The sequence below is a fragment of the Ectopseudomonas khazarica genome, from assembly GCF_004521985.1.
GTDB lineage: Bacteria > Pseudomonadota > Gammaproteobacteria > Pseudomonadales > Pseudomonadaceae > Aquipseudomonas > Aquipseudomonas khazarica.
Genome location: NZ_SBHZ01000023.1, coordinates 40,175 through 56,068 on the forward strand (window position 1 = coordinate 40,175; position 15,894 = coordinate 56,068).

Annotated in this window: 13 protein-coding genes; 5 read left to right on the forward strand and 8 right to left on the reverse strand. The window is 62.8% G+C overall.

Features of this window, described 5'->3' with window-relative positions; translation table 11 throughout:
* The first annotated feature begins 4 nt into the window (after nt 1–4).
* On the forward strand, nt 5–3,745 hold the full coding sequence (locus EPK82_RS25070) for a pilus assembly protein (protein WP_244230090.1): 3,741 nt from the start codon (nt 5–7) through the stop codon (nt 3,743–3,745).
* Nucleotides 3,745–4,197 (forward strand): type IV pilin protein, encoded by a 453-nt coding sequence (locus tag EPK82_RS22710; RefSeq protein WP_134678126.1) that lies wholly within the window; start codon nt 3,745–3,747, stop codon nt 4,195–4,197. The genes EPK82_RS25070 and EPK82_RS22710 overlap by 1 nt, the downstream gene beginning before the upstream one ends.
* Nucleotides 4,198–4,253: 56 nt before the next feature.
* On the opposite strand, the gene ispH is transcribed toward EPK82_RS22710, so the two are convergent.
* The 6 genes from ispH to murJ form a co-directional block, all read right to left on the reverse strand.
* Nucleotides 4,254–5,198, reverse strand: a complete 945-nt coding sequence (ispH, locus tag EPK82_RS22715; protein ID WP_134678127.1) for a 4-hydroxy-3-methylbut-2-enyl diphosphate reductase — start codon at nt 5,196–5,198, stop codon at nt 4,254–4,256.
* A 139-nt stretch (nt 5,199–5,337) separates the two neighbouring features.
* Nucleotides 5,338–5,775: an FKBP-type peptidyl-prolyl cis-trans isomerase gene (locus EPK82_RS22720; RefSeq protein WP_134678128.1), complete on the reverse strand. Its 438-nt coding sequence runs from the start codon at nt 5,773–5,775 to the stop codon at nt 5,338–5,340.
* A complete protein-coding gene (gene lspA / locus EPK82_RS22725) occupies nt 5,772–6,281 on the reverse strand; it encodes a signal peptidase II (RefSeq protein WP_037046727.1) in 510 nt (169 codons plus the stop codon). The genes EPK82_RS22720 and lspA overlap by 4 nt, the downstream gene beginning before the upstream one ends.
* The gene (gene ileS / locus EPK82_RS22730) at nt 6,274–9,108 is read right to left on the reverse strand and encodes an isoleucine--tRNA ligase (protein ID WP_134678129.1); all 2,835 of its coding nucleotides are present in this window, start codon (nt 9,106–9,108) and stop codon (nt 6,274–6,276) included. The genes lspA and ileS overlap by 8 nt, the downstream gene beginning before the upstream one ends.
* A complete protein-coding gene (ribF, locus tag EPK82_RS22735) occupies nt 9,105–10,055 on the reverse strand; it encodes a bifunctional riboflavin kinase/FAD synthetase (protein WP_037046723.1) in 951 nt (316 codons plus the stop codon). Before ribF ends, ileS begins: the two co-directional genes overlap by 4 nt.
* 61 nt (nt 10,056–10,116) lie before the next feature.
* A complete protein-coding gene (murJ, locus tag EPK82_RS22740) occupies nt 10,117–11,652 on the reverse strand; it encodes a murein biosynthesis integral membrane protein MurJ (RefSeq protein ID WP_037046721.1) in 1,536 nt (511 codons plus the stop codon).
* 190 nt (nt 11,653–11,842) lie between these two features.
* Here murJ and rpsT point away from each other — a divergent pair, with 190 nt between their 5' ends.
* Complete coding sequence (gene rpsT, locus EPK82_RS22745; RefSeq protein WP_003243036.1) at nt 11,843–12,121, forward strand: 30S ribosomal protein S20; 279 nt, start codon at nt 11,843–11,845, stop codon at nt 12,119–12,121.
* A gap of 122 nt (nt 12,122–12,243) precedes the next feature.
* Here the strand turns inward: rpsT and EPK82_RS22750 are convergent, their stop codons facing one another.
* Nucleotides 12,244–12,531 carry a PA4642 family protein gene (locus tag EPK82_RS22750; protein WP_037046718.1) on the reverse strand — a complete coding sequence of 96 codons (288 nt, stop codon included), beginning with the start codon at nt 12,529–12,531 and terminating at the stop codon, nt 12,244–12,246.
* Nucleotides 12,532–12,703: 172 nt separating this feature from the next.
* Here EPK82_RS22750 and dauA point away from each other — a divergent pair, with 172 nt between their 5' ends.
* Entirely contained in the window at nt 12,704–14,434 is a 1,731-nt protein-coding gene (dauA, locus tag EPK82_RS22755; protein WP_134678130.1) for a C4-dicarboxylic acid transporter DauA, read from the forward strand.
* Nucleotides 14,435–14,458: 24 nt separating this feature from the next.
* Here dauA and EPK82_RS22760 read toward each other — a convergent pair whose 3' ends face one another.
* The gene (locus EPK82_RS22760; protein ID WP_037046713.1) at nt 14,459–15,016 is read right to left on the reverse strand and encodes a hypoxanthine-guanine phosphoribosyltransferase; all 558 of its coding nucleotides are present in this window, start codon (nt 15,014–15,016) and stop codon (nt 14,459–14,461) included.
* 239 nt (nt 15,017–15,255) lie between these two features.
* Between EPK82_RS22760 and upp the strand changes: the two genes are divergently transcribed.
* Nucleotides 15,256–15,894, forward strand: a complete 639-nt coding sequence (upp, locus tag EPK82_RS22765; RefSeq protein ID WP_037046710.1) for a uracil phosphoribosyltransferase — start codon at nt 15,256–15,258, stop codon at nt 15,892–15,894.

Consider the following 15,894-nt stretch of genomic DNA (forward strand, 5'->3'; position numbering starts at 1 on the left):
AGACATGATTTCTCGCCAATCGACCTTTGACACACTGAAAGCCAGTTCAAGCTTTCTTTTGACACTTTGCATAGCAATAACCAGCACATACTCGCATGCCGATATTTCGCAGAAGCCCCTGCTGCTTGGTGGCGGCAGCGTGCCTGGCAACCTGGCATTGGTGCCGTCCGTGGAATGGCCAACGATCCTCAGCATGGCCAACCTTGGCGACTACTCCACCACGACAAAATTCACAGGCTACTTTGACTCCGACAAGTGCTATCGGTACTCGCACGACTCCGCCAATAGCGACCGTCGCAACAGTCACTTCTACCCGGTATCCAAGACCAGCACGCGCAACTGCAGTGGCAGCGACTGGAGCGGCAACTATCTGAATTGGGCGGCGACTCAAACAATCGACCCGTTCCGCAGCGCCCTGACGGGGGGGTATCGTGTTAGAGATACACCCACCGAAACGTGGCTAGAGAAAGCACGCCACACAGGGCAGAACGGCACCGGCAATCGAAGCATCTCGGGGTCGAGCACTGTACAGAATGCCGGCCCCGCCAACTGGAGCAGCCTGAACACCCGAGTTTCGGGGCTGGGCAACCGACTGCGCTTCACAAACAGCGGGAACTGGAGCGGGACTATCTATGATTACAACCCTTCAGACAGCATCCGTAGTGACAGGGTCTACGAGGTCTATGTTCGAGTAAAGGTTTGCGATCCAAACGTTGGGCTTGAGAGCAATTGCGAACGCTACTCTCAAGGTTACAAGCCCGAGGGGCTGATCCAGCAGTATTCGGATCAGATTCGCTACAGTGTGTTTGGTTACCTGAATGATTCGTCGATTTACCGTGACGGTGGCGTACTGCGCGCGCAGCAAAAGTTCGTTGGTCCGAACACCCGTACGCCAGGTGTATCAGGAACACAAGTCAACGCTGCGAAAGAGTGGGACGAAGTAACGGGGGTGATGATTCGCAACCCTGACACAGCGTCTGCCTCCGCGACAAACGCAGACATCCTCGATAGCGGGGTCATGAACTACCTCAACAAGTTTGGGCAAATGACCACCGCGAATCACAAGAGCATCGACCCGGTCAGCGAGTTGGTCTACACGTCCCTGCGTTATTTTAAAAATCAAGGAAATGTGGCCGCGTACTCGGACATATCCGGTAACGCCAGTACACGATACACCCTTGCTGATGGCTTTCCGGTCATTACCAACTGGAACGACCCGATTCAATATGCCTGCCAGAAAAACGTCATGCTGGGCATTGGCGACGTCAACACCCACAGAGACAAGAACCTTCCCGGCAACACGAACATGCAAGACGAGCCGGCAACACCGGCCGAGGTGAGCAGTGATTCGACCATCAACGTCGTCACCGCCACGCAAAAGGTTGCCGCACTTGAAGGCATAACAATCAACACACCATTTACTGGGCGGAGTAACTCCGCATACATTGTAGGCCTTGCCTACGATGCCAACACCCGTGACCTGCGCCCCGACGTGGCAGGAAAGCAAACGGTCTCCAGTTACTGGGTGGACGTTCGGGAAAATGAAGCCCTGGCAGGCAGAACGAGCAACCAGTATTGGCTGGCCGCCAAGTATGGTGGCTTCAAAGTCCCCGACGACTTCGGCGACCCCTACGCTCGGACCGCCCCGCTAGAAACCGACTGGTGGCGCACCACCACCGATATGCTGGCAACCAACTACCCTCGCCCCGACAACTTCTTTGTCGCAAGCGACGCCGCCAACATGGTAGAAAGCCTGCGAAAGGCCTTTGCTCAGATATCCAAAGAAGTAGAAAGTACAACCGCCTCTCTGGCCACCAACTCCACACGCTTGGAAACGGATACTGCCGTTTTCCAATCGCGCCTGAGTAACACTTTCTGGAGCGGAGACCTCCTGGCCCGGCGAGTTGGCACTGATGGCGTTGTAGAAAGCACTGAAGCCTGGCGCGCGGCTCAGAAGCTTGATAATGCCAGCGTTGCCTCTCGCAAAGTGTTTACAGTCACGCCCGCCACGACAACGGGTAGCTCTAATGAACAGATCGCTACCAATGGCGTGAACTTCGACTGGAGCAGTATTGCAAGCTCTCAAAGGGCACTGCTGCAAAGGACCTCAGAGGCCACCTCCACTACCGCCGAGGCTCGCCTGAATTACCTCCGTGGAGATCGTACCAATGAAATCAGTAGCACCAACCGGACCCTGCCATTCCGCCAGCGCGGCAGCCGTTTAGGCGACATTATCAACTCCGACCCCCAGTTCATTCACAACCAGGATTTCGGATACTCTCGTCTTGCCTGGAATAATGGTGCTGTGGGAAGCGCCTACACCAGTTTCCGCTCCACGAACGCCTATAAGAATCGTACGCCCATGCTAATAGTGGGGGCGAATGACGGCATGCTGCACGGCTTCGATGCGCGGGTCGGCACCACGGCAGCTACTAACGGCGGCGATGAGCTTTTCGCCTATGTCCCCAACAGCGTATTCGGCAACCTCATAGAGTTGACTGATCCGGCATACTCACACCGTTACTATGTAGACGGAACTCCACGCGTTTCCGACGTATGGATCAGTGGCTCCTGGAAGACCATGGTAGTTGGCACCACTGGCGCAGGTGGCAAGAGTGTTTTCGCCCTGGATGTCACCAACCCGAGCAGCATGAGCAGCAACAGTGTGATGTGGGAGTTCAGCCATCCCGATATGGGCTACACCATGGGCCAGCCCGCGTTGGTCGCCCTGCCCAATGAGAAATTCGGCGTTATTGTCAGCAGCGGCTATCACGACAACGCGCCTCAGGATGGCAAAGTCTGGATTCTGGATGCGGCGGACGGCAGCATCATTCGCCAGATCACACTACCGACAACTGGCAACCTGGGCTCCCCTCTTGCATCAGACACTGACTACAACCAGGTAGCCGATCGTGTCTATGTAGCCGACACGCTGGGTAATGTGTGGCGGATTGACCTTTCGGGTAGCAACCCATCCAGTTGGGGCATTCCGAGCAGCCTCGGCAACGACCCTCTGTTCGTAGCGAAAGATGGCAATGGGGACCGGCAAGCCATTACTGCACCGCTGTCATCGGCGTTCAGCGACAAGAATGAGCACATGGTGTTCTTCGGAACCGGGAGTTTCTACCGCTCTGGCGATAACGAAATACCCACCAACCCCAAAGTCGACAGTTTCTACGGCATCATTGACAGAGGCACGGCCATCGACGGTCGCAGCACGCTGCTGAAGCAGTCCGTGATCAAAGAGGACACGGTGAATGGCAATCGGGTCCGAGCCATTACAAACAACTCGATAAGCACGCAGAACGGTTGGTATCTCGATCTGGGCTGGCTGGAGGGGGCAGGGGCTACAGGCGCCAAAGGCGAGCGTGTGATCGCCAAAGCGACACTGCGCACTGACCGCGTGATATTCACCACCATGACACCTTCGGCCGACCCCTGCGCCTTCGGAGGCACGAGTTTCATCATGGCGATGAGCCTGTCCAGCGGCTCACGCTTGAACTATGTCTATTTCGATACGAGCGGAGACGGCAAGCTGGACAATGACGATACCTACAGTGCCGGTAACGAAAACATCCCCTGGTCGGGCATTTCTGACACCGATGACGGCGTTGTCAAAGGCGTAACGCCACTTTACAAATGGCTATGCTTCGCTGGCTCCAGCGGCGCCACGCCGCAATGCATTCCTGTTGCAGGGTCACAGCGTTTTGGTCGCCACTCATGGCGTGAAGTGAGGAACAACTGATGTTTGGAAAACGTACGTGCGCCACCAGTCTGGGTCGCAAGGCTTCGGGTTTCACCCTGATCGAACTGATGATCGTGGTGGCGGTCATCGGGATCATTGCCGCCGTTGCCTACCCGTCCTACCAGGCTCACGTTCGCAAGACCAAGCGGGCCGATGCTCAAGCCGCTCTGATGGAGCTGTCACAGTTCATGGAGCGGTTCTACACCGCCAACGGCAGATACTTGAAAGCAGACAACAGTGCGCCGGACCTGCCCTTCACCGAGGCCCCGAAAGATGGTGGCGGCACCTATGATCTAGCGTTTGCTGCAAGCAACCCGAAAGCAAACAGCTACATACTCCAGGCGACTCCAAAAGGCTCCATGGCAAATGACAGCTGTGGGACATTGACCCTCAGCAACACAGGCGCAAAGGGACAAACTAGCGGCACCCTTGCCGACTGCTGGCGACGTTAAGGCATGAAAAAGGTCGGCTATGCCGACCTTTTTCCTATCCTGACAGGCACAAGCAGTTACAACGCCTTCACCCTCAACTCCTTCGGCATGGAGAACGTCACGTTCTCCGGCCGCCCTTCCAGTTCGCACTCCCCTTCTGCGCCCCAGGCGCGGAGTTGTTCCACCACGCCGCGCACCAGGACTTCCGGGGCGGAGGCACCGGCGGTGATACCTACACCTGCGGCACCCTCAAACCACTCGGACTTGAGATCTTCGGCGCCGTCGATGAGGTAGGCCGGCGTGCCCATGCGCTCGGCCAGTTCGCGCAGGCGATTGGAGTTGGAGCTGTTCGGGCTGCCGACCACCAGCAGCACATCGCACTCGCTGGCGAGCTGCTTGACCGCGTCCTGGCGGTTCTGCGTGGCATAGCAGATGTCGTCCTTGCGCGGCCCGCCAATGGCAGGGAACCTGGCGCGCAGGGCGTCGATCACCTTGCTGGTATCGTCCATCGACAAGGTGGTCTGGGTCACGAACGCCAGGTTCTGTGGGTCGCGTACCTGCAATTCGGCGACGTCCGCCTCGTCCTCCACCAGGTAGATGGCGCCACCGTTGCTGGCGTCATACTGGCCCATGGTGCCCTCGACTTCCGGGTGGCCTTCGTGGCCGATGAGGATGCACTCGCGACCTTCACGGCTGTAGCGCACCACCTCCATGTGCACCTTGGTCACCAGCGGGCAGGTGGCGTCGAATACCTTGAGACCACGGTTCGCCGCCTCGTCGCGCACCGCCTTGGAAACACCGTGCGCACTGAAGATGACGATGACATCGTCCGGCACCTGATCCAGCTCCTCGACGAACACCGCGCCACGGGCGCGCAGGTCCTCGACCACGAACTTGTTGTGCACCACTTCATGGCGCACGTAGATCGGCGGACCGAATACCTCCAGGGCACGGTTGACGATCTCGATGGCGCGGTCGACACCGGCGCAGAAGCCACGGGGATTGGCGAGTTTGATATACATGCAAGGCATCTCGGCGTTGATCGAGAGTCGAAACGACGCAATCGCGTCGATCCCGGAAGGTACAGCCTGCGCGGGATAAGCCCAGGCTGCAAGAAGAGCGTCGCGGCTGAAGCCGCTCCCGCGGGAGCGGCAAGGCGGGCTAGAGCGCTTTGACCTCGATGATTTCCACATCGAACTGCAGCACCTTGCCGGCCAGCGGGTGGTTGAAGTCGATGGTCACCTGAGCGTCGTCGAAGGCTTTGACCACACCCGGCAGTTCGGTATTGGCGGCGTCGTTGAAGATCACCAGCAAGCCCTCGGACAACTCCATGCCCTCAAACTGGCTGCGCGGCATGACCTGCACGTTCTGCGGGTTGGGCTGGCCGAAGCCCTGCTCCGGCTGGACCTGCACACTGCGCTTGTCGCCGGCCTTGAAGCCGTACAGCGCCTGCTCGAAGCCCGGCAACAGGTTGCCATCGCCGACCTTGAAGGTGGCCGGCTGCTTGTCGAACGTGCTGTCGACCACATCGCCGTTTTCCAGCTTGAGGGCGAAATGCAGGGTGACCTCGCGATCCGGGCCGATGCGTACATCGCTCATTGCGCTGCCTCCTTCGCGGACTTGTCGCTCTTGAACATATCCAGTGCCAGCAGGATGGCGCCGAGGGTGATGAAGGTGTCGGCCAGGTTGAAGGCCGGGAAGAACCAGCGGTTCTGCCAGTGCACCAGGATGAAATCGACCACATGACCGAGCACGACGCGGTCGTACAGGTTACCCAGCGCACCGCCCAGGACCATGGCCAGCGCCACGGCGAGTAGGGTTTCGTGGCGCTTGAGACGCTTGACCCAGACCACCAGCACGACGCTGACCACGATGGCGATGGCGGCGAAGAACCAGCGCTGCCAGCCGTCGGCATCCGCCAGGAAGCTGAATGCCGCGCCGGTGTTGTAGGCCAGGGTCCAGTCGAAGTAGTCAGGGATGACCTGAATACGCTGGTACATGCTCAGGCTGCCTTCGAAGAAGTCCTTGCTGACCCGGTCGACGACCAGGATCAGCACGCTCAGCAGCAGCCAGGGCAAGTGCCCGAAACGCGAAGACTCAGGCATGCTTGCGCACCTCGCCGTCACCCTCGATGTTGCTCACGCAGCGGCTGCACAGTTCCGGATGCGCGGCGTGGCTGCCGACGTCGGCGCGCAGGTGCCAGCAGCGACCGCACTTGGCATGCGCGGATTTGACGATCTTCAGCTTCAGGCCCGGCACCTCGGTGCTGACGGCATCGGCCGGCGCATCCGCCAGTGGCGCGGTGGTGGCAGCGGAGGTGATCAGCGCGAAGCGCAGCTCGTCACCGAGCTTGGCCAGATCGCCGCTCAGGGCGTCGTCGCTGAACAGGGTGACCTCAGCCTGCAGGCTGGCGCCGATGGTCTTGCTCGCACGCATGGCCTCCAGTTCCTTGTTGACCGCGCCCTTGACGTCCATCACGCGCTGCCAATAGGCCTGATCCAACTCGAAGCCTTGCGGCAGACGCGCCAGGTTCTCGTACCAGGTGGCCAGCATCACCGACTCGGCGCGCTCGCCCGGCAGGAACTGCCAGATTTCCTCGGCGGTGAACGCCAGGATCGGCGCCACCCAGCGCACCAGCGCCTCGCAGATGTGGAACAGCGCGCTCTGGCAGGAGCGACGCGCCACGCTGTCGGCCGCCGTGGTGTACTGGCGGTCCTTGATGATGTCCAGGTAGAAGCCGCCCAGCTCCTGCACGCAGAAGTTGTGCACCTTGGAGTAGACGTTCCAGAAGCGGTACTCGCCGTAGGCCTCGGTCAGCTCGTCCTGCAGGCGCGCGGTGGCGTCCACCGCCCAGCGGTCGAGGTCGAGCATCTGCTCGGGTTGCAGCAGGTCCCTGGCCGGGTCGAAACCGTTGAGGTTGGCCAGCATGAAGCGCGCGGTGTTGCGGATGCGGCGGTAGGCATCGGCACTGCGCTGCAGGATCTGGTCGGAAACGGCCATCTCGCCGGAGTAGTCGGTCGATGCTACCCACAGGCGCAGGATGTCGGCGCCCATGCTGTCGATCACCTTTTGCGGCGCGACCACGTTGCCGAGCGACTTGGACTGCTTGCGGCCCTGCTCGTCGACGGTGAAGCCGTGGGTCAGCAGCTCCTTGTACGGCGCGTGGCCGTCGATGGCGCAGCCGGTCAGCAGGGAGGAATGGAACCAGCCGCGGTGCTGGTCGGAACCTTCCAGATAGAGGTCGGCCACCGGACCGCTGCGGTGCGCCAGGTCGGCGTGGGAGCCGCGCAGCACGTGCCAGTGGGTGGTGCCGGAGTCGAACCACACGTCCAGGGTGTCGCGGCTCTTGTCGTACTGCTCGGCCTCGGCGCCCAGCAGCTCGGCGGCGTCGAGCTTGAACCAGGCTTCGATGCCCTCCTGCTCGACGCGCCCCGCCACCTCTTCCATCAGTTCGACGGTGCGCGGGTGCAGCTCGCCGCTCTCCTTGTGGGTGAAGAACGGGATCGGCACGCCCCAGTTGCGCTGACGCGAGATGCACCAGTCCGGGCGACCGGCGATCATGCTGTGCAGACGCGCCTGGCCCCAGGCCGGGACGAATTTGGTTTGTTCGATGGCCGCCAGCGAGCGCTCACGCAGGGTGCCGCCCTCTTTCGGCTGGCTGTCCATGCCGACGAACCACTGCGCGGTGGCGCGGTAGATCAACGGCGTCTTGTGGCGCCAGCAGTGCATGTAGCTGTGGCTGATGGTGGCGTGCTTGAGCAGCGCACCGGCTTCTTCGAGCTTGCTGACGATGGCCGGGTTGGCCTTCCAGATGAACTGGCCGCCGAAGAACGGCAGCGACTCGGCGTACACGCCGTTGCTCTGCACCGGGTTGAGGATGTCATCGTTGCTCATGCCGTACGCCTTGCAGGTACGGAAGTCGTCCTCGCCGTAGGCGGGTGCGGAGTGAACGATACCGGTACCGGCGCCCAGCTCGACGTAGTCGGCCAGGTACACCGGCGACAGACGCTCGTACAGCGGGTGGTGGAAGTTGATCAGGTCCAGCGCCGCGCCCGGCGCGGTGGCCACCACCTCGCCCTGCAGGTCGTAGCGCTGCTGGCAGCTTTCCACCATCTCTTCGGCCAGCAGCAGCAGGCGGTCACCGACGTCGACCAGGGCGTAGGTGAATTCCGGATGCACGTTCAGCGCCTGGTTGGCCGGGATGGTCCAGGGCGTAGTGGTCCAGATGACGATGGCGGCCGGCTTGCTCAGGCTGGCCAGACCGAAGGCGGCGGCCAGCTTGTCGGCATCGGCGACCGGGAAGGCGACGTCGATGGCTTCGGACTTCTTGTCCATGTACTCGACTTCGGCCTCGGCCAGCGCCGAGCCACAGTCGAAGCAGAAGTTGACCGGCTTGAGGCCCTTGAACACGAAACCGTTCTTGACCATCTCGGCCAGGGCACGGATCTCGCCGGCCTCATTGGCGAAGTTCATGGTCAGGTAGGGGTTGTCCCAGTCACCCAGCACGCCAAGGCGGACGAAACCGGCCTTCTGCTCTTCCACCTGTTCGGCGGCATAGGCACGGCAGCGCTCGCGGGTCAGGTCGGCCGGCTGGTTCTTGCCGAAGGTGGTCTCGACCTTGTGCTCGATCGGCAGGCCGTGGCAGTCCCAGCCCGGCACGTAGGGCGCGTCGAAGCCGGCCATGGTCTTGGAACGGGTGATGATGTCCTTGAGGATCTTGTTCAGCGCGTGGCCGATGTGAATGCTACCGTTGGCGTAGGGGGGGCCGTCGTGCAGGATGAACTTCGGACGCCCCTCACCCGCCTTGCGCAGCTTCTCGTACAGGCCAATATCAATCCAGCGCTGCAGGGTCTGCGGCTCGCGTTGCGGCAGGCCAGCCTTCATCGGGAAGGGGGTGTCGGGCAGGTTCAGCGTGGCTTTGTAATCGGTCATGTCGGACTCTTCATCAGCGGGTGGCTCTGCCAATATTCACGGGCAGTTGCAATATCGGCGGCAATTGCCGCCTTCAAAGCCTCCAGCGAGGCGAAACGCTGCTCATCACGCAGCTTGTGGTGGAAAGCCACCGAGAGGCGCCGGCCATACAGATCGCCGGCAAAATCCAGAAGGTGTACTTCCAGATGGGCGCTGCCGTCACCGGCAACGCTGGGGCGCACGCCAATATTGGCGACGCCTGGTTGAATCACGCCATCGACGTCACAGCTCACCAGATAGACGCCGGTCAGCGGCACCTTGCGCCGCTTGAGCTGGATATTGGCAGTGGGGGCATTCAGCTGGCGACCGAGCTTCTGCCCGTGCAGCACCCGCCCGACGATGCGAAACGGCCGCCCCAGCAGGGCTTCGGCCAGTTCGAAATCACCATCGGCCAGCGCCTGGCGCACGCGTGTGCTGCTGACCCGGCCACCGCGCACCTCGACCGTGGTCGAGGCATCGACGCTGAAGCCATGACGCTGGCCAGCCGCCTTGAGAAATTCGAAATCGCCGGCCCGGTCGCAACCGAAGCGGAAATCATCGCCGATCTCCAGGTCCCTGACCTTGAGCCCGTCAACCAGCACGCGCTGCACGAACTCGGCTGCCGACAACTCCCGCAGCCGGCGATTGAAGGCCAGGCACAGCACCATGTCGACGCCTTCCGCAGCCAGCAGGGCAAGTTTGTCACGCAGGCGGGTCAGGCGCGCCGGAGCGGTATCCGGGCCGAAGAATTCTCGCGGCTGCGGCTCGAAGATCACCACGCAACTGGGCACGGCCAACTCCGCGGCACGCTCGCGCAGGCGCGCCAGAATGGCCTGGTGCCCACGATGAACGCCGTCGAAATTACCGATGGTGACCACACAGCCCCGCGCCTGGGACTGCAGGTTATGAAGACCTCGAACCAGCTGCATAGCACGCTTCTTGTTCACAAAGTGGCCGATTATACGCACAGCACGCCATGCACAACAGGCGTCAAAGCGCCCGTCGGGCAAAGTCGCGCAGACGGAATCCCAGCAGCAGCAACATGCCGAAGTAGGTGATCAGGCCGGCAACCACCAGCCCCGCGAGGCGCAACAGGCGCAGCGGCATCTCGCCATCGGCCCAGGCCGGCATGACCTGCAGCAAGCCCAGCAACACCGCGACCATGGCCACCACAGCCAGCACCAGCTTGAGCAGGAACAGGCCCCAACCGGGCAACGGGCGGAAGATGTCGGCGCGGCGCAGCTGCCAGTACAGCAGGCCGGCGTTGAGGCAGGCTGCCAGGCTGATCGCCAGCGCCAGGCCGGCGTGCGCCAGCGGGCCGACCAGCGCCAGGTTCATCAGCTGGGTGAAGAGCAGCGTCACCACGGCGATCTTCACCGGCGTCTTGATGTTCTGCTGCGCGTAGAAGCCGGGCGCGAGAATCTTCACCAGGATGATGCCGAGCAGCCCGATGGAATAGGCGATCAGCGCCTGCTGGGTCATCAGCGCATCGGTGGCGCTGAATTTGCCGTACTGGAACAGCGACACGGTCAACGGCTCGGCCAGCACCGCCAGCGCGAGCGCACTGGGCAGCACCAGCAGGAAGCACAGGCGCAGGCCCCAATCGAGCAGGCGCCGGTACTCCTCACGGTCGCGACTGGCGTAGGTCTTGGACAGCGCCGGCAGGAGGATGGTCCCCAGCGCCACGCCCAGCACCCCGGAGGGCAGCTCCATCAGGCGATCGGCGTAGTACATCCAGGACACCGAGCCGGCCACCAGGAACGAGGCGAAGATGGTGTTGATGATCAGCGAGATCTGGCTCACCGAGACGCCGAAGATCGCCGGCCCCATCTGCTTCAGCACCCGCCACACGCCGAGGTCGGAGAAATTCAGCCGCGGCAGGACCAGCATGCCGATCCGTTTCAGGTGCGGAAGCTGCCAGACCAGTTGCGCCACGCCGCCAGCCAGCACCGCCCAGCCGAGTGCCATGATCGGCGGGTCGAAATAGGGGGTCAGAAACAGCGCGAAGACGATCATGCTGACGTTGAGCAGGGTCGGCACGAAGGCCGGCACCGAGAAGCGGTTCCAAGTATTGAGGATGGCGCCGGCCAGCGAGGACAGGGAAATCAGCAATATATAAGGAAAGGTCACCCGCAACAGATCGACGGTCAGCCCGAAGCGCTCGCCATCCTCGGCGAAGCCCGGCGCCGAGGCCCAGACGATCCAGGGGGCGGCCAGTACACCGATGGCGGTCACCAGCGCCAGCACCAGCGTCAGCAGGCCGGAGACATAGGCGACGAAGGTGCGCGTGGCCTCCTCGCCCTGCTGCATCTTGTACTCCGCCAGAATGGGTACGAAGGCCTGGGAGAACGCGCCCTCGGCGAAGATGCGACGCAGCAGGTTGGGCAGCTTGAAGGCCACGACGAAGGCGTCCGACGCCACCCCGGCACCGAAGGTGCGGGCGATGATGGTGTCACGCACGAAGCCCAGCACGCGGGAAACCATGGTCAGAGAGCTGACGGCGGCCAGGGATTTGAGCAGATTCATGAAGGTCAGGGCTTTTCCGAACGGCGGCGAACGTGGACAATCCGCCGCTCGCAAAAGCGTCGAGTGTAGCGAGCCACCGCTGGTCAGGCCAGCGGCGAAAAGCACCCGCGGACTTGACAGCCGATAGTCATGTCGGCATGATTCGCGGCCTTAATTTGTGTAAACCCCCCAGTTTTCGAGGAGCTTGACGGTGGCCAACTCACCTTCTGCCAAAAAACGCGCCAAACAGGCTGAGAAGCGCCGTAGCCATAACGCCAGCCTGCGCTCGATGGTCCGTACCTACATCAAGAACGTGGTCAAGGCTATTGCTGCCAAGGATCTCGAGCTTGCCAAGACCGCTTACACCGCAGCCGTTCCGGTCATCGACCGCATGGCTGACAAAGGCATCATCCACAAGAACAAAGCCGCTCGTCACAAGAGCCGCCTGAACGCGCACATCAAGGCGCTGGGCGAAGCTGCTGCCGCCTGATCGCGACAGGTTCTTGAAAAACCGGCCCCTGTGGCCGGTTTTTTATTGCCCCGGATCCCTGCTCCGCAGGCCATAAAAAATGCCCGCGCTCCCAGGGAGGCGGGCATTTTTCTGCAAGGTCCTCAGCCGCGCGCGGCCTTGATCACCTCGATGTAAGGCTCGGCATTGCGCTGGTCCTGGATCAGCGCAACGAAGTCGTTGCCCTGCGCATCCGTCGCGGCGAGATCATGGCCGGCGGCCACGAAGAAGCCCACGAAGCGCTCGAAGTCATCGACACGCAGGCCACGGTAGGCCTTGACCAGCTTGTGCAGCGACGGCGGCGTGGCGTCCGCCGGCTCCACCGCAAGGAACAGCTTGATCGAGTCATCGCTGATTTCTTCGCCAATCACCTGCTTCTTGTCTTTACGCATCGCCTGCTCCCGCCAGCATTACAGAGGGCCGGCAGTGTACCGCCGAGCCGGGCGCCGCTCAACGCGCAGCCGGACACGCTAACACCGGCACGACTGCCGCAACAGCCGACCTAGGTCATACCGCGCACGGCATCCTGGCTCCTATAATGCGCCAAGCCACCCTGGAGCCAGCATGTCACGTCAATCGTTACCGCTGTTCGCCGCCTGGCGTCAGACCCGACGCGCCGGTTATTCGTGGAAGGCCCTGCGTGGCGACCTGAGCGCCGGCCTGACGGTCGGCATCATCGCCATTCCCCTGGCCATGGCGCTAGCCATCGCCGTGGGTGTGGCACCCCAGCACGGCCTCTACACCGTCCTGATCGCGGCGCCGCTGATCGCCCTGTGCGGTGGCTCGCGCTTCAACATCTGCGGCCCCACGGCCGCCTTCGTGGTGATCCTCCTGCCGATCACCCAGCAGTACGGCCTGGGCGGCCTGCTGCTGTGCACGATGCTCGCCGGAGCCATTCTGATCGCCCTGGGACTGCTGCGCGCCGGACGCCTGATCGAGTTCGTGCCCTACCCGGTGACACTGGGCTTTACCGCCGGCATCGGTATCGTCATCGCCATCCTGCAGATCAAGGACCTGTTCGGCCTGCACCTGGCCAGCACACCCCATCACCTGCTGGAACAGCTGAAGCTGCTGGCGCAGGCCCTGCCCGGCCTGCAACCGGGCGACAGCCTGGTCGGCGCAGCGGCCCTGGCAACGCTGCTGATCTGGCCGCGCCTGGTGCCGAAGGTCCCGGCGCACCTGGTCGCCCTGGCGCTTGGCGCACTGCTGGCCATCGCCCTGGAACAGCTCGGGCTGCCCGTGGCGACACTCGGCGAGCGCTTCAGCTATCAGCTCGATGGCGTCGAATACCCCGGCATCCCGCCGTTCCTGCCGGACCTGGCCCTGCCCTGGAACCTGCCCGGCGCCGACGGCCAACCCCTGACGCTGTCCTTCGAACTGATCCGCCAGCTACTGGCCCCGGCATTCGCCATCGCCATGCTGGGCGCCATCGAATCGCTGCTCTGCGCCGTGGTCGCCGACGGCATGACCGGCAGCAAGCACGACCCCAATGCCGAACTGATCGGCCAGGGGCTGGGCAACCTGGCCGCGCCCTTCTTCGGCGGCATCACCGCCACTGCCGCCATCGCCCGCACCGCTGCCAACGTGCGCGCCGGTGCCTTCTCGCCACTGGCCGCCCTGGTGCATGCCGGTGTGGTGCTGGCGGCGATCCTGCTGCTGGCACCGCTGTTCAGCTACCTGCCGATGGCGGCGCTGGCGGCGTTGCTGCTGATGGTGGCGTGGAACATGAGCGAGCCGCAGCATGTCCTGCACACCCTGCGCATCGCGCCGCGCAGCGATGTGCTGGTGCTGCTCGTCTGCCTGGTGCTGACGGTGCTGTTCGACATGGTGCTGGCCGTGGGCGTCGGCCTGCTGCTGGCCGCCGGGCTGTTCATCAAGCGCATGAGCGAACTGACCGACACCGCGAGCCTCAACCGTCAGCAGCGCCAGGCCCTGCAGGACCTGCCCGAGCACGTACTGGCGTACGCCATCCGTGGCCCGCTGTTCTTCGGTGCGGCGGAAAAGGCGCTGAGCGTGCTGCGCCGCTTCACGCCGGGGGTGCGCATCGTGATCGTCGACATCACCGCCGTACCGCTGCTGGACATGACAGCCCTGGCCGCACTGGACAACGTCCTGCGCGACTATCGCCAACAGAACGTGGCGCTGATCCTCAGCGGCGCGACGGCTCAGGTGCGCCTGCAGCTGCGGCGCGCCGGGGTGCTGCGCCGCGAAGGCGAACTGGCCTACGTGCGCGACCTGGCACAGGCGCGTGCGAAGGCGTTGCGCTGGTTGGGGGAAAAACCTCAGGAAGCCTAGACACGCCCAAGGCGGGGCAGCGGCTTACAGGCCCTTGACCGCGAAGATGCCGGCAGCGTTGCGCCAGTAACCCTTGTAGTCCATGCCGTAGCCGAAGATGTAGCGGTCGATGCACTGCAGGCCGACGTAGTTGGCCTTCAGGTCCGGGCGCGCCTTGCGGTCATGCTCCTTGTCGATCAACACGGCCGTGTGCACGGCACGGGCACCGGCATGGTGGCAGAAGTCGATGATGGCGCCGAGGGTATGCCCCTCGTCGAGGATGTCGTCGATGATCAGCACGTCGCGGTCGATGAACGAGACTTCCGGCTTGGCCTTCCAGAACAGTTCGCCACCGCTGGTTTCATTGCGGTAACGGGTCGCGTGCAGGTAGGACGCCTCGAGCGGGAAGTTCAGCTTGGGCAGCAGCTTGCCGGAGAAGATCAGCCCGCCGTTCATCACGCAGAACACCACCGGGTTGCTCTCGGCCAGTTCGGCATTGATCTGACCGGCGACCTTGTCGATGGCCGCTTCGACCTGGGCGTCGGTGAACAGGCAGTCGGCTTCCGCCATGACTTGGCGGATGTGCGCGAGATCGGCGGACATGATGGCGTTCTCTCTTGATCGGGCTGATGAATGGCGCTGAACAGCCTGAAAGCTGATCGAGTCGTCAAATAAAAGCGGGCAAAGGTACAGGCCTGGACAGCGCTTGCCAAGTCTCGCCTGACCAGCGTAGCCCATGCAGGACGCCGTGTGCCGTGACCCGCAAGTCACCCACCACTTGGCACGAGCAATGCTTTAATCTAACGCGATTTTTCCCAGAGCCCCGTTGGAGATCCCAGCCCATGCCCACTCGCGAGATCCGCCATCCGCTGATCCGTCACAAGATCGGCCTGATGCGCCGCGCCGATATCAGCACCAAGAATTTCCGTGAGCTGGCCCAGGAAGTGGGCGCCCTGCTGACCTACGAGGCGACCAACGACCTGCCGCTGGAAGCCTACGAGATCGAAGGCTGGGCGGGCGCCGTGCAGGTCGAGAAGATCGCCGGCAAGAAGATCACCGTCGTGCCGATCCTGCGCGCCGGCATCGGCATGCTCGACGGCGTGCTCAGCCTGATTCCCGGTGCCAAGGTCAGTGCCGTGGGCGTGGCGCGCAACGAGCAGACGCTCGAGGCGCACACCTACCTGGAGAAGCTCGCACCGGAGATCGACTCGCGCCTGGCCCTGATCATCGACCCGATGCTGGCCACCGGCGGCTCCATGGTCGCCACCATCGACCTGCTGAAGAAAGCCGGCTGCAAGGACATCCGCGCCATGGTCCTGGTCGCTGCCCCCGAGGGCATCGAAGCGGTCGAGAAGGCGCATCCCGATGTGACCATCTTCACCGCCTCCATCGACCAGTGCCTGAACGAGCACGGCTACATCATCCCGGGCCTGGGCGATGCGGGCGACAAGATCTTCGGCACCAAGCAGAAGGACGCCTGA